Source organism: Nocardia mikamii NBRC 108933 (genome assembly GCF_001613505.1).
Classification (GTDB): domain Bacteria; phylum Actinomycetota; class Actinomycetes; order Mycobacteriales; family Mycobacteriaceae; genus Nocardia; species Nocardia mikamii.
Genome location: NZ_BDCM01000012.1, coordinates 416,077 through 429,980, shown reverse-complemented (window position 1 = coordinate 429,980; position 13,904 = coordinate 416,077). Strand labels below are relative to the sequence as shown.

Annotated in this window: 12 protein-coding genes; 5 read left to right on the top strand and 7 right to left on the bottom strand. The window is 69.9% G+C overall.

Going from position 1 to position 13,904, the window contains the following annotated elements; all coding sequences use genetic code 11:
- Positions 1-39 precede the first annotated feature (39 nt).
- Both nicT and NMI01S_RS16820 read left to right on the top strand, forming a co-directional pair.
- Positions 40-1,101 carry a Nickel transporter NicT gene (gene nicT, locus NMI01S_RS16825; protein WP_218021034.1) on the top strand — a complete coding sequence of 354 codons (1,062 nt, stop codon included), beginning with the start codon at positions 40-42 and terminating at the stop codon, positions 1,099-1,101.
- Positions 1,098-1,853 (top strand): DUF6390 family protein, encoded by a 756-nt coding sequence (locus NMI01S_RS16820; protein ID WP_062998222.1) that lies wholly within the window; start codon positions 1,098-1,100, stop codon positions 1,851-1,853. Before nicT ends, NMI01S_RS16820 begins: the two co-directional genes overlap by 4 nt.
- Positions 1,854-1,865: 12 nt before the next feature.
- Here the strand turns inward: NMI01S_RS16820 and NMI01S_RS16815 are convergent, their stop codons facing one another.
- Positions 1,866-2,696, bottom strand: coding sequence for a YihY/virulence factor BrkB family protein (locus NMI01S_RS16815; protein ID WP_062998739.1), 831 nt, complete (start codon positions 2,694-2,696; stop codon positions 1,866-1,868).
- Between the two features lie 278 nt (positions 2,697-2,974).
- Complete coding sequence (locus NMI01S_RS16810) at positions 2,975-4,915, bottom strand: serine/threonine-protein kinase (RefSeq protein WP_084513018.1); 1,941 nt, start codon at positions 4,913-4,915, stop codon at positions 2,975-2,977.
- A gap of 273 nt (positions 4,916-5,188) precedes the next feature.
- Between NMI01S_RS16810 and NMI01S_RS16805 the strand changes: the two genes are divergently transcribed.
- Together NMI01S_RS16805 and NMI01S_RS16800 are read left to right on the top strand one after the other, a co-directional pair.
- Positions 5,189-6,130, top strand: a complete 942-nt coding sequence (locus NMI01S_RS16805; RefSeq protein WP_218021032.1) for a pentapeptide repeat-containing protein — start codon at positions 5,189-5,191, stop codon at positions 6,128-6,130.
- Between the two features lie 115 nt (positions 6,131-6,245).
- Entirely contained in the window at positions 6,246-10,868 is a 4,623-nt protein-coding gene (locus tag NMI01S_RS16800) for a cation-translocating P-type ATPase (RefSeq protein WP_062998218.1), read from the top strand.
- A gap of 15 nt (positions 10,869-10,883) precedes the next feature.
- On the opposite strand, the gene NMI01S_RS16795 is transcribed toward NMI01S_RS16800, so the two are convergent.
- From NMI01S_RS16795 to NMI01S_RS16780, 4 genes are all read right to left on the bottom strand, one after another.
- The gene (locus NMI01S_RS16795) at positions 10,884-11,375 is read right to left on the bottom strand and encodes a DUF2231 domain-containing protein (protein ID WP_062998216.1); all 492 of its coding nucleotides are present in this window, start codon (positions 11,373-11,375) and stop codon (positions 10,884-10,886) included.
- Between the two features lie 106 nt (positions 11,376-11,481).
- Positions 11,482-11,700 carry a hypothetical protein gene (locus tag NMI01S_RS16790; protein ID WP_062998214.1) on the bottom strand — a complete coding sequence of 73 codons (219 nt, stop codon included), beginning with the start codon at positions 11,698-11,700 and terminating at the stop codon, positions 11,482-11,484.
- A 243-nt stretch (positions 11,701-11,943) separates the two neighbouring features.
- Positions 11,944-12,150: an Rv3202a family protein gene (locus tag NMI01S_RS16785; RefSeq protein ID WP_062998212.1), complete on the bottom strand. Its 207-nt coding sequence runs from the start codon at positions 12,148-12,150 to the stop codon at positions 11,944-11,946.
- Positions 12,151-12,340: 190 nt separating this feature from the next.
- Entirely contained in the window at positions 12,341-12,778 is a 438-nt protein-coding gene (locus tag NMI01S_RS16780) for an Hsp20/alpha crystallin family protein (RefSeq protein WP_157126216.1), read from the bottom strand.
- A 133-nt stretch (positions 12,779-12,911) separates the two neighbouring features.
- On the opposite strand from NMI01S_RS16780, the gene NMI01S_RS16775 reads away from it, so the two are divergent.
- Complete coding sequence (locus NMI01S_RS16775; RefSeq protein ID WP_062998210.1) at positions 12,912-13,265, top strand: MerR family transcriptional regulator; 354 nt, start codon at positions 12,912-12,914, stop codon at positions 13,263-13,265.
- Between the two features lie 20 nt (positions 13,266-13,285).
- Here NMI01S_RS16775 and NMI01S_RS16770 read toward each other — a convergent pair whose 3' ends face one another.
- On the bottom strand, positions 13,286-13,900 hold the full coding sequence (locus NMI01S_RS16770; protein WP_062998208.1) for a hypothetical protein: 615 nt from the start codon (positions 13,898-13,900) through the stop codon (positions 13,286-13,288).
- Positions 13,901-13,904 lie beyond the last annotated feature (4 nt).

Sequence of the window (13,904 nt, the reverse complement as noted above, 5' to 3'; positions counted from 1 at the left end):
GTTGCGGGGTCGCGGGCGGCAGATACGATGCAGCCGACGATGACGGTGTCGCCCCCTCGGGAGCGGGCGCGAGAACAGCGCGCCCGGCGCCGCGGCGTGACCGGCATGGCCGTGACGGTGGCCGCGCTGCACGTCGCGGGCTGGGGGCTGCTGGTCGCCCTGGTCGTACCGAACCACTACGCGGTGGGCAATGTGGTGTTCGGTGCCGGCCTGGGCGTGACCGCGTACACGCTGGGGATGCGGCACGCCTTCGACGTCGACCACATCGCCGCCATCGACAACACCACCCGCAAGCTGGTGGGCGAGCGCAAGACACCGGTGTCGGTCGGATTCTGGTTCTCGCTCGGGCATTCCACCGTCGTTTTCGTCATGGTCGGCGCGCTGGCACTGGGCGCGCGGGTGCTGGCGTCCGGTGTCGAGGACGACGGGTCCGGGCTGCGGCGCTGGACCGGCACCTTCGGCAGCGGCGTCTCGGGAACCTTCCTGCTGCTCATCGGTCTGCTGAACCTGGTGTCGCTCATCGGTATCGGGCGGGCACTGCGCGCGGTGCGCCGAGGCGAGGGTGACGAGCGGGAACTGGATTCCCGGCTGCACGCGCGCGGAGCGCTGAACCGGGTGCTCGCGCCGCTGGTCCGTGCGGTGCGCCGGCCGGGGCAGATGTATCCGATCGGCGTGCTGTTCGGGCTGGGATTCGACACGGTGACCGAGGTGAGTCTGCTGGTGCTCGCGGGGGGCGCGGCGGCCGACACCGATCTGCCCTGGTACGCGATCGTGGTGCTGCCGCTGCTGTTCTCGGCCGGTATGACCCTGTTCGACTCGCTGGACGGGGCGTGTATGAACGCGGCCTACGGCTGGGCCTGCGCCGTCCCGGCCCGCAAGATCTACTACAACCTGCTGGTGACCGGGCTGTCGGTCGCGGTGGCCCTGCTGATCGGCGCCCAGGAGATCGTCTCCGTGGTCACCGGCGCACTGGGCATCACCTCCGGCCCGCTGGCCTGGATCGGCGGTCTCGATCTGGGGACGATGGGATTCGTCGTGGTGGCGCTGTTCGTCGCGACCTGGCTGCTGGCGCTGATCCTGTGGCGACGGGAGGAGACATGAGCGGGCCGCAGATGTTCGCGCGCTACGCCTACGCGCCGAATGCGCTGGGCTACTGCGGACCCGCCGACGCACCCGCGCTGGCCGGCGGGACCGATGCCGAGATCCGGGCCGTGGCACGGCGCTTCTCCGGAGCCTGGCCGTACTTGCTGGTGCTGTCGTCGATGACCGGAATCGCCGATCCGCTCGACCCGCGTCTGGTCGAATCCTATTGGCTCGGTGGAGGAGTCGGCGCCCGGATCGACAGGACGGAGTTCCTGTCGCGGCTGTTGTCGGTGATCGGCCCGATCGCCGGCGGGTACTGGCGTCACCTGGGTCCCGAGCTGGCCGAGGAGAGCGCGGCCAATCACAACTTCCACGTCTTCGGCATCTACCCGTGGACCCGCCTGCTCGGGCGGGGTCCCGCGGATCTGCCGCTGCGTGTGCTCGACAACTGCCGGATCACGTGGGCACGGGTCTGCGCGCGCGACGCCACCACCGCGACGGTGCGCGCGCGGCGGCTGTGCTGGAGCGATTCCCGGCTCTCGCTGTCGGCGGAGACGTCGCGCCGCATCGAACTGGCCGGTGCGGGCATCGACGCCGCCGATATCGAGGTGGGCGACCATCTCGCGCTGCACTGGGAGCACATCTGCGCCCGGCTCGACCGCGCCCGGCTCGATCGGCTCACTTCCGCGACGGCCTGGCAGCTGGCGGCCACGAACCGCCGGCTGGACCCGAACTCCGCGAGTGCGGCCGGGCGCTCACGGGCCTCGTGACTGCGATAGCGGTTACCGCTCCGGGTGCTCGCGCAACGTTCGTTCCCGGGTGATCTGGGCGTCGACCACCGCGCCGAGCAGGATCGCGAAGTTGGTGAGCCACAGCCACATCAGCAGGACGATCGCCGCGGTCAACGATCCGTACACGCGATCGAGCGAGTCGAAATGGGCGGCGTAGAGCGCCAGTCCGGCCGATCCCGCGATCCAGATGCCCACGGCGATCACGCTTCCGGAGGTCAGCCAGCGCAACCGCTGGCCCTCGGTGTTCGGCGCGACCCAATACAGCAGCGCCAGTGCGATACTCACCAGCAGGGCCAGCAGCGGCCACTTCACGATCGACCAGACGAGCAGGCCCGCCGAACCCATCCCGATCCGGTTGCCGGCGTGTTCGGCCAGGCCCGGGGTGATGGCGAAGCCGAGCACGGTGACGACCACGGCGACCACCAGCATCAGACCCAATGCGAATCGCAGTGGCAGTGTGCGCCACAGTGATCGGCTCTCCCGCACCCCGTAGAGGTCGTTGGCCGCGCGGATGAACGCCCCCAGGTAGGTGGATACGGTCCAGAACGCCGACAGCAGGCCCACGACCGCCATCGGACCGGACAGCGATTTGACCGACTGCAGGTGGTGGATCGAGTCGGAGATCAGTGACGTGCCGCCGCCGGGTCCCAGCCGACCGGCCGCGCCCGCGAGCGAGTCGGCGGGGGCGGGTCCGGCGATACTCAGCACCACGATGGCGATCAGCAGGGCCGGAAACAGCGACAACATGCTGTAGTACGTCAATGCCGCCGCCCAGTCGGACAATTCGTCCGACCACGCCGCGCGCACGGTACGCAGGAGCACTCTCACCTCGGCCCGGCGAAACACCCGGTACCGGAGCGCCGGCTCCGATCCGACCGCCACAGTGTGTACCTCCCAGCAGATTTCGATCCGCGCACAGTCGGATCGACGGCGCACGTGTTCGGAATACCACTACCGCATCCCGCCACGCGCGGCCGATGCGGTTTCCTTTCGGTGACGATGTCGCTCGCGTGAAAGGCGGGTGCGCACGGTACATTCCGGCGCCCCGGGGGTGCCGGGGTTTGCTGTCCTGACATGACCGACCGGAGTCCCGCGTGCGCCTACTCGCCGCCCGCGTCCGTGGTGGATGCGGCGGCGACGCTTTCGAGCGCGCGGAGATCCTTCTCGATGACTCCGTAGAGCAGGTAGGCGAGGATGAAACCGATGATGCCGCCGACGCAGAGGATGCGGACCGCCCAGATGATGGACTCGATGTCCGGCGCCGGCAGGAACGTGATCCCGGTGACGCCGACCAGCGGTACTGCGGCGGCCGCGGTGAGGTAGATGCCGGTGCGCCGGGCGAGCCGGCGCAGGTGTTCGACGTCGGCGGCGTCGGATCGGCCGTGTGCGAGGAAGATCGGATACAGGAATCGGACCACGTACCAGGTGATCGCGAAGTACGGATAGGCCAGTGCGACCGCACCGCAGACGACCAGCGACAGCAGGAAATGCGCGTAGGTGCCGCGCGGAACGGCGCCGGCGACGAGATTCAGCATCACCGGAAACAGCACGCCGCCGGAGAACCAGAAGACGAAGGCGATGGCGGCCACCCGGTTGCCGAGCCGCAACGCATCGATGCGGGCGCCGGTGAGGACCCTGTCGGGATAGCTACGCCCGTTGTGCAGTCCGATGGATATCTCGATGAGGTGGCGCGCGATGTAGAGGATCAGCAGGGTGGCCACGACGATGGCCAGCGGATACAGCACTCGGGCCACATCGTGGAAGGACTGCTGCACCTCGGGTGTGAGTTTGCCGACGATCAACGTCCTGTTGTAGTAGTAGTTGTACCAAGCGGCGGCCAGGTTCGGCACGGCGATCGCGATCGCGAGAATCGGTATCGGCCACAGCGGCCCGCGCGGCTGGTGGCTGCGTGGCGGTGCGTCGACGAGATCGCGGGCCCGCGGGTCGAGGCAGAGCTCGAATTGCTGGGCCAGCTCGGTGCCGTTGCTCCAGCGGTCGGTGCGCTGCGGTGCCAGGCAGGTCAGCAGCACGCGGCGCAGTGAGGCCGGGCAGTCGGCGGGAAGGTCGTCGAGGAATTGTGGCGCTATCGGGCGGCGGCGCGTCTCCAGCAGCTGCTCGACCGAGCCCTGGGAATCCTTCGCCTCGGTCGGGGGAAACGGCCGGCGCCCGGTCAGCAGCTCCCACAGCATGACCCCGAGTGCGTAGATGTCGCTGCGTGTGTCGAGGTCGTCCACCGTGCCGGGTAGCTCCGGGTGGCTGGCTTCGAGATGTTCGGGGGACATGTAGGCCAGCGATCCGCCGAAGTAGGCCACCGGACTGCTGCCCGCGAGGTGGTCGCTGAAACTGATGTTGAAATCGGCCAGTTTGGGTGCGGCGTCCGCGGCGAGCAGGACGTTCGCCGGTTTGATATCGCGGTGCAGTACACCGCACCGTTCGGCGTATGCGAGGGCTTCGGCGAGCCCGCGTCCGAGCCAGGCCACGGTTTCCGGCCAGGACAGGGCGGCGATCTCCTCCCGTGCGCGACTGCTCGACATCGGGATGTCGCCCTTGTCCTCCAATGCCTCGTCGACGGCGTCCAGCAGCAGCCGGCCGCTGCGTCGCTCCGGTGCCGTCGCGCGGACCCGCGTCAGCACCGACGCCAGTGTTCCGCCCGGAACGTATTGCATATACAGCAGTTTCAGACCCAGGTCCGGCAGCACCCGCTGGTCATAGACCCGGACGATGAATTCGTGATCCAGCTGGGCGAGGGTCTGGGGTTCGGTGCCGTGGTCGGCGGAGATCTTCACCGCCACCAGGCGCTGCATCGACCGCTGCCGCGCCAGGAACACCTTGGCGAAGGCGCCGTGCCCCAATTCCAGCAGCAGATCGAAATCGTCGATCCGGTCGCCGGGTTCGAGGCCGGCGCCCGGCGCGGGCGCGGTCGGCGGCCCGACCGTGCCGGTGGATTCCTCGCTGCCGGCGGGTTGCCGGGCAGTGTTCACCGTCCGATCGGCCCACGGGTCGAAGGCGGCGGTGGCATCGCCTTCCGGTCGAGCGCCCATGTGCTGGTCACTCCGGGATCAGACGTCGAGACATGATGAATTTTATCGCGCTCCGGCTCTCGAACCGGGGTCTCGCAGCGGGTGGGCGCGACGGTTATCCGACAGCGATTTTCCCGCATCTCGAGGGTTCGGATCCCGCGCAGGTCGACCGGCGCGCCGTGGCCGGTCGATTACTTTTCGGTGACGATTGTTATGGCGGATGTCGACCGGTTATACCGTCGTTACAGCGAGTGAAGAGCTTTTCTGGGCGTTGCAGGCGTTTAGGAGGTTCGAATGGTCGTGCTCGTACAACGCCGACCGGCACCGGTGGCCGCGGCGGCGAATCTATTGCTCGACAGCGAAGCGAATTCGGTAGATTCCGTTCGACGCAAGCGTTTTCGGTGGCCGTGGCAACTGGCCGACATGTTCGTTTCCGCGGCGGCGCAACTGTATGTCGGTGAGGGAAGATCGCAAGTGTCCGCCGTGCGCACGCTGGCCGATATCGCCGACGCCGCCACGTCCACACCACGCCAGCAATGCGTGGACGTACTCTGCGGTTATCTTCGACTGCCTCGCGCGACCGGACGGCTCGGCGGCGACGATCGGACGGTCCGCCGGACCATTGCGGCCGTCATCGCCGACCACCTCCGCCGCGGCGCGCGGCGCAGCTGGTCGCGCGCCACATTCGATTTCCGCAACGCCCGGCTCGACGACGCCGATTTCACCGACGCGGTTTTCGGCGGCCCCGCGATATTCGAGGGTGCGAATCTGGCGGGTATCACCCGATTCGACCGCGCGACATTCTCCGCGGACACCCATTTTCAGAATGCGGCCTTCGAGACCGCGTGGTTCCGGGAGGCGGTGTTCACCGATTCCGCCAGATTCTTCGGCGCCCGATTCGCGCGGGCCCGGTTCGACGGAACGACCTTCCGCGGCAGCGCCCAATTTCCGCTGGCCGTCTTCGCCGGCGACGCTCGATTCCATCGGGCGGCATTTCGTGGCGGGGCGTACTTCGACAGCGCGCAGTTTCGCGGCAATGCCGACTTCGGCGCGGCGGGCTTCACGGGACCGGCTCGATTCGACGGGGCCGCGTTCACCGTCGACGGCTCGTTCGAACGCGCCCGGTTCCACGACCCGATCCCCTCGGAACAAACGCCGGCCGACGCGGCCGGGTGGTTCACCGCACCGGCCCCGCACAGGGTCGCCGACCTAGTTGCCGTGGCCGCATGCCGGTAACCGCGCCGCGGCGGCGGAAACAATCGGACCCGCTCAGGCTGCCGGATTCGCGGTTGGCCGCCGCAATCCTGGGTAGTAGCTCGGACGACGGTACTTCTGCGGGCTTGGAGGTCCGGTGTTCCAGGCGTTGATCGGTGTGGTGTCGGAGGTCTCCCGGACGGGGACGGCTCTCATCGGCGGCTCTGCGCGGCTGCCCGTGCGGGCGGTGGCCGCGGGGCAGGCCGCACTGCGTCTGACCGAGGTCGCCGACGATATCGCCGGCCAGTTGCAGCGCGAGGTGCGGTCGCTGCTGAACCCGGCGCTGCGCCGGGACAGGAGGCGGATCGCCGCCGTCGAGGACCGGGTGGTCGTCGAAGTGCGGGGCCTGTGTTCGGAGCGGAGCGAGCAGGTCGCTGAGGCCGTGCACCGGCGAGTGGGCTCGCTGCCGGGTGTGCGCTGGATGCGGGTGAACGCCGTGACCGGGGACGTAATCGCCGCGGTCCGCGACGATGCGGCGGTGCCCGGACTGGTCGACGCGATTGCCGCCGCCGAGCAGGACGCCGGTGTCGCCGATACCGTCTGGGACCCGAGTGCCGAACATCCCGCCGATCTGGAACCCGTTGTGTCGGCGGCGATTTCGCTGGCCGGGGACATGCTGTCCGCCGGCGTCACCTTCGTCGGAGCAGCCATTCCCGGCCGCAACGGCGTGGAGACGCTGCAGTCGCTGGTCGCGCTGGCCGACTCTCAGCCCCGCATCCGGCGGTTGCTGGAACAGCGTCTCGGCCGGGCCCGCACCGATCTGCTGCTCACCACCGCGAACGCGCTGGCCCAGGCCGCCGGCGACAGCCCCGCGAACGTTTTGGTCGATGCGCTGCATCGGGCGTTGGCCGTCACCGAACACGGTGTGCGCCATGCCCGTTGGCGGTTGTGGGAGATCGAACACGGTCACCGCCGGGCCCGCGACATCCTGCAGTCCCCGCCACATCGGGAGCGTCCGGTCGAACTGCCGCCCGGCCCGATCGAGCGGTGCGCGGACGAGGCCTCGGCCGCCGCGGCCGCCGGAGCCGCGGCCGTGGCCGCCGGGCAGGGTTTGTCGTCGGTGGGGCGGGCGTTGTCGCTCGCGGCGCCGAAGGCCGCGCGGGCGAGCCGGGAGAGTTTCGCGGCGATCGTATCGACGCTGCTGGCGACGTCCGGCGTGCTGACGATGGATCCCTCGGTGTGGCGGCGGCTGGATCGATTGAGCGCCTTGGTGATCGACGGGGCCGTGCTGTACGGAAGCGGACGCTTGGTGCTCGATGCCGAAACCCGCGAATCCGACTCGGGGAATGCCGAGAAGTCCGCGTCGGACCGGACCACGGCCCAGGTGTGGAACGCCGCTCAGCGATTGTTGTGGTCGGGACCCGACGCCGCCGCGTCGACGCCGGATACCGGCGACCTCCGGCTGCGGCCGGACCCGGACCGCAATCCCCGCGACTCGATTCCCGGGTGGTACGACGTCTGTGACGGAACGGACGTGCTGGGCCGGGTCCTGGTCGGCCGCGAACTCGATCCGCGCGCGCGGACCCTGATGCTCACCGCCCGGGCCTCGGGCCTGAGGGTGGTGGTGCGCGGGCAGCGTGACGCGTTCGAATTGCGTTCGCTGGCAGATGAATTCGTTGAACGAGAAGGATCGGCGGCGGAACTGGTCCGCCGGTTGCAGTCCGACGGACATGCGGTAGGGCTGGTCGCCACCGATTCCGCCGGGGATCTGAACTGCGCGGATGTGGCCATCGGTGTGAGCCGGATCAGCGCCGCCGAGGTCGAGGCGATGCCGTGGGCGGCCGATGTGGTCTGTGGCGATCTCGATCAGGTCATGCGGGTGCTGCTGACGGTGGCTCCCGCCCGCCAGGTCAGTGAACGCGGCCGCGTCCTGGCGCTGTCGGCGTGTTCGCTAGCGGGCCTGCTGCTGGCCGCCGGCCGCTCACGCGACGCGTGGCCGGTGACCGCGGCGCAGGCCAGCGGCCTGTTGCAGGGTACGTGGGCGGGCGTACAGGCCGCACGCGGCCGGCTCCCGGAGTCGGGCGCACCGCTGGTTCCCTGGCACAGTCTCGAACCCGACGAAGTGCTGACCCGGTTGCCCGAGCCCGAACGCGGCGAACCGGCTCCGCCGCGGTCGTGGACCGCGCCGCTCACCCGCATTCCCGCGCAGCTGTCCCCGGCGACGCGCTTCCTCGCCACCGTGCGCCGCGAGCTGGCCGATCCGCTCACCCCGATTCTCGGTGTCGGGGCCGCGGCCTCCGCCGTGCTGGGGTCGCCCGGCGACGCGGCGCTGGTGGCCGGCGTGGTGGCGGTCAACGCCGTGGTGTCGGCATTGCAGCGCCAGCGCGCCGAGAACGCGCTGCGCGACCTGATCGCGCACGAGCGGATCACCGGCCGCCGCGTCGAGCGCGCCGCGCTCGACCACGATCCCGAGCCGCCGAGCGAATCGGTGCCCGGTACGGCCCTGGCGGTCGGTGACGTGATCGCGCTGCGCACCGGCGATGTCGTCCCGGCGGATGCGCGGCTGCTGCGAGCCGAAGACCTGGAAGTCGACGAATCAGCCCTGACCGGCGAATCGGTCACGGTGCCCAAGGACAGCCCCGCCACGCCCGGTGCGGACCTCAATCACCGGCATTGCATGGTGTACGAGGCCAGCACGATCGTCAACGGCGCCGCGGTGGCCGTGGTGGTCGCGGTGGGATCCGACACCGAGACCAACCGCGCCGCCGCGGTCGCGGTGCCGCCGCGCCTGGGGGGAGTGCAGGCGCAGCTGCGTGCGCTCAGCGATCAGGCGCTGCCGCTGACACTGGGCGGTGGATCGCTGGTCACGACGCTGGGATGGTTGCGAGGCCAGCGCATCCGCGCCGCCATCGCCGACGGCGTCGCGGTCGCGACCGCCGCTGTGCCGGAAGGACTTCCGCTCGTCGCGACGGTGGCGCAGCTGGCCGTCGCCCGGCGCCTGTCGCGCCACGGCCTGCTGGTGCGGGCCAGCCGGACGGTGGAGGCCCTGGGCCGGGTGAACACCATCTGCTTCGACAAGACCGGCACCCTCACCTTCGGCCGCCTGCGGCTGACCACCCTGGCCGACCTCGAGCATCAATGGTCGCCCGAGGACGACGACCCGCGTGCCCGCCGGTTGTTGCGGGCCGCGGCCCACGCCTGTCCCGATCCGGACGACGGCCCGATCGTGCACGCCACCGATCAGGCGGTGCTCGACGCCGCCGAGCGGCTCGACCGGGACGAGCGCTGGGATACGGTCGAGGAACTGCCCTTCGAATCGAATCGCGGTTATGCCGCGACGCTGGGGCAGACGCGGCGGCGGCACTGGCGGCTGATCGTGAAGGGTGCGCCGGAGATCGTGCTCGCCCGCTGCACCGCGATCCGGACCCGGCGCGACGGTGCCGACCACGACGAACCGATGTCGGCCGACCATCGCCGGGCGGCCGACCGCATGATTCATCGCATGGCCGAACGCGGGCTGCGGGTGCTGGTCGTCGCCCGCCGCGATCTGTCCGCGGCGCCGGGGGATGTGGTGAGCGCGGTGGAGAAACTCACCCTGCTCGGCTTCATCGGGCTCGCCGACACCGCGCGTCCGCAGGCGCGCCCACTCGTCGGCGCGTTGCAGCGCAACGACATTCGTGTACGGATGATCACCGGCGACCATCCGGTCACCGCCGCCGCGATCGCCGCCGATCTGGGCATCGACGCCGATCCTGTGGTCACGGGAAGCGATCTGGCCGAACTCGACGATGCCGCGCAGTCGGAGCTCATCGCGCGCAGCGGCGTCTTCGCGCGCGTCAGCCCGCAGCAGAAGGTTCGCATCGTCACCACTCTGCAGCGGCGCGGCGAGGTGGTGGCGATGGCCGGTGACGGCGGCAACGACGCGGCCGCGATCCGCACCGCCGACGTCGGCATCGGGCTCACCGCGCAGGGGTCGACCGCCGCCCGCAATGCCGCCGACCTGGTGCTGACCGATCCCGACCCGCTGGTGCTGCTGCACGCGCTGATCGAGGGGCGCGGCATGTGGCGGCGCGTCAGCGATGCGGTCGGCATCCTGGTCGGCGGCAATGCCGGTGAGGTCGCGTTCACGGTCCTGGGTACCGCGCTCGCGGGCCGGGCCCCGTTGGGCACCAGGCAGTTCCTGCTGGTCAACATGCTCACCGACATGTTCCCGGCGATGGCCGTCGCGCTGTCGACCGAGCGGTCCGGCGACGAGGAGCCCACCGGCCACCAGGAACGCGCCGATCTGCTGGCCGAACAGCTCGCCGCGCGGCCGCGCACCGATATCGCCGCGGATCTGCGCCGCACGATCGTGATCCGCGGCTCCACCACCGCGGCGGCCTCGACCGTGGCGTGGTCGATCGCCCGCTGGACCGGTACCGAACGCCGGGCGGCGACCGTCGCCCTGGTCGCACTGGTGGGCACACAGCTCGGGCAGACGGTGCTGGCCGCCCGCCACAGCCCGCAGGTCTGGCTCACCGCGGCCGGCAGCGCGGCCTTCCTGGGCACCGTCGTCATGACGCCCGGACTGTCGACCTACTTCGGTTGCCGCCCCCTCGGGCCGGTCGGCTGGGCCACCGCGCTCACCTCGGCGGCGACCGCGACCGCCGCCGGCGCGCTCCTGCCCTCCCGCCGCCCGACCGAACCGGGACAGCCCACTGTCGCCCCGCAAGACGGCGAATACGTCGAGGACGGCGAGTCCCCGCCGAGCATCGAACGCGTTGATGTGCGATCGAATTGACAGGGTCGGCGTCGCTCAGTCGCCGCGGTTCTTCTGCAGGTGTGCGATCTCGTCGCCCCACACCGATTGCGACCCGGCATCGCCGACGCGGTAGGTCTGCACGATCGATGCGATGCCGACGACCACGGCGAGGACGGCGACCCCCACCGTGACGAGCGTGCGCAGATCGGCGTCGCGGCGTTCGGCGAGGTGGAGGCCGGTCAACGCCACCGCGACGACCAGCAGGGCGATGGCGAAGTAGAGCATCGTCTCGCCGCGTTCGGCGTGTTCGCGCAGGATCTCGTCGGGATTGCGACGCAGGTTGTACAGCCACTGTCCGGCGTGAATGGTGATCGGGGTCAGCACCATGACGATCACCGCCAGCACCAGCGTCAGCCAGACCAGAAGGCCGCGGCGCGCGGCCGGCCACACCGCGCACAGGATTTCCAGGATCGCGGTCAACGGCACCAGCACGACGATGAAATGAACGAACAGCACGTGCGCGGGCAGGTTGTGGATGACGGTCACCGGGGCTCCTCGGTCACTCGCGATGGTCACGGTGCCGACGACCGCCCCGGACCCGTCGGCACCACAGTCGAACCGAGCATAGCCAGCGCGGCTGCGGTTTCGACGGTTATTCGGGGCCCGGTCGATGCACCGCCGCGGAGCGCCCCGATCGGGTGCGGGGAAGGCCGCGCCGGGCCGCACCGTCGATATCGTGTACCGGGTCCGCGCCCGAGCCGGGCTGGGAAGCGCGCATCTCCCACCAGTAGGTCGCCGCGACGGTGAGATAGGCGACGGCGACGGCTGCGGCGATGCCGGCGCCACCGGTCAGCGCGAGCGCCACCGGCATGAGAGCTCCCTCCTCTCGGCGGCGGAGGCCCCGCGGGAGGGCCGCATGACGGTGTCCCACCACGATTGCAGCGGGCTGGGGTCGGGCCAGTGCACGACCGCTTCCGGATCGGAAGAGTCTGTTGCGCAATGATTGCCGGGCTGCCTCGATTCGTCCGGATCGCGGCGGTGCGGCCGGATGATCAATGGTGCCGCCGTCTCGGACCGCCCTGGACGGTGTGGCGAAGTGCGGGCAGCGGTGTGGTCAGTAGGCGAGGCAGTCGTAGTCGTCATCGGCATGGGGAAGAGTCCAGGATTGATCGATGCGGTCGGCGGTGTCGAAAGCGTCGCGAATGCGTTCGGCCAGGGGGTGTACCCCGGTGAAGTCCGGGCCGGTGTCGCGGTCGCGGATGTCGGCCAGGGTCTGCTGTTCGGCGTGGTCGGCGTCGCTGCCTGCGGGAAATGCGGTCATCACGGACTCCTTCTGCGAGCGATCACCGGCGTCGGGCGGCGCCGGTGCGGATCGGAAAAGGGGCCGGATGGGCCCGGAAGCCGGAGCTGACCGGGCCCACCCGTGGATATACAGGTTCTGGTTCAGAGGTTGCGATGTGTGAGTCGACAGGCATCACCTCACCCTCATCGATTCCGTCCGGCCGACCGGATCAGACCGCGATCGCCTGCCGGTCGCTGTCGACCCGGTCCACGCTGATCTTGCGTGGTTTGGCCTTGTCCGCCACCGGGATTCGCAACCGGAGTACGCCGTCGCGGTAGTCGGCGCGAATGCGATCGGTGTCGAGGCTGTCACCCAGCATCACCTGACGCCGGAACACTCCGCGAACGCGTTCGGCCGCGATCATCGACCTGCCCGAGTCGATTCCGGGGCGCGACGCCCGCACGGTGACCACGTTGCGTTCGATGTCCACATCCAGCGAATCGGCGTCGATGCCGGGTAGATCGAACTCCACGACGAACTCGTCACCCTCGCGCCAGGCGTCCATCGGCATCGCTACCGGTCGAGCCTGCGTGCCGAACACCTGCTGCGTCGAACGGTCCAGATCGCGAAGCGGATCGGTGCGCATCAGCATGGTCGCCACCTCCAGTTCACTCCTTATATCACTCGAAGGAACCTCAGATAACCTCTGTTACCTGACACAGATTTATTTAGCACTCCCGTGAGGAGAGTGCAAGAAGTCGCGGGAGATAAACTGATTGCCGCACGGAGAAGGGAGCAGGATGGGTTCGGATCGGCGCGAGGGACATCTGCCGGGATCGGGTCGGGCGGTGTACCCGATATCGGTCGCTGCCGAGCTGACCGGCATCGAAATCCACACCCTGCGCCTCTACGAGCAGCACGGCCTGATCACGCCCGCCCGCAGCGCGGGCGGCACCCGGCGCTACAGCGGCGACGACTTGGCCCGGCTTCAGCGCATCACCGCCCTCACCCGGCAGGGGATCCATCTCTCGGCCATCGCGCGGATCCTCGACCTCGAAGACGACAACAGCGCTCTGCGCGCCCACAACACCGCTTTGACCGCCGAACGTGACCATCTGCGCGACACGATCACCGACCGGCAAGCACCGCACTGACCGCGGCGGCGGCGTCCGTGTCAGAACCCGGCCGGGTAGGCGGCGATCGCGTCCTTGCCGTGCGGTGGCAGCGGTGCCGTCCAGGAGACCCGGCCACCGGGGAAGACCCGGCAGCATCCGCCGACGTCGCGGGCGCGTGCGTGCACGGCCGACACCACTGCCGTCGGCAGGGTGTCGGCCGTGGTGGTGCCGGTCGGGTCGAGGGTGTCGATGGTGACGGTGAGCACGTCGGCCACGGTGACGGTGACGACGATCGCCGCGACGCCCGCTCGCGCGGCGGCAGCGGAGGCGGTGTCGGCGACGACTGCTTCGACATGGTCGGCCAGGGCATCCGGCACCTGCTGCGCCGGGCCCGTCACCGCGACGATGCTGCGCAGCTGGGTATGCCCGATGCGGCGCTGCACCGCTCGCTCGACGCGCTGGAGCAGACCGGCGCCGCGCGTGAACGCGATGATGCCGTCGCCCGTCGCTCGCTGGGGAGTGATGGATGCCGCGTCGCCGCTGGGGGATTGCGGGCCCGCGTAATCGGATTGCAGCATCGCGTCGACCAGTTCGAAGGCCTGCGACAACGCATTCCGCACCGCGACGTGGGCGGTTGGATCGCTGTCGTTGCGGCCAGTGGGGATGAAAGCCATGGAT

Coding starts and splice junctions, on each gene's coding strand:
- nicT (WP_218021034.1), top strand. CDS start 40: ATGACGGTGTCGCCCCCTCGGGAGCGGGCGCGAGAACAGCGCGCCCGG.
- NMI01S_RS16820 (WP_062998222.1), top strand. CDS start 1,098: ATGAGCGGGCCGCAGATGTTCGCGCGCTACGCCTACGCGCCGAATGCG.
- NMI01S_RS16810 (WP_084513018.1), bottom strand. CDS start 4,915: ATGGGCGCTCGACCGGAAGGCGATGCCACCGCCGCCTTCGACCCGTGG.
- NMI01S_RS16805 (WP_218021032.1), top strand. CDS start 5,189: ATGGTCGTGCTCGTACAACGCCGACCGGCACCGGTGGCCGCGGCGGCG.
- NMI01S_RS16790 (WP_062998214.1), bottom strand. CDS start 11,700: ATGCCGGTGGCGCTCGCGCTGACCGGTGGCGCCGGCATCGCCGCAGCC.
- NMI01S_RS16785 (WP_062998212.1), bottom strand. CDS start 12,150: ATGACCGCATTTCCCGCAGGCAGCGACGCCGACCACGCCGAACAGCAG.
- NMI01S_RS16775 (WP_062998210.1), top strand. CDS start 12,912: ATGGGTTCGGATCGGCGCGAGGGACATCTGCCGGGATCGGGTCGGGCG.
- NMI01S_RS16770 (WP_062998208.1), bottom strand. CDS start 13,900: ATGGCTTTCATCCCCACTGGCCGCAACGACAGCGATCCAACCGCCCAC.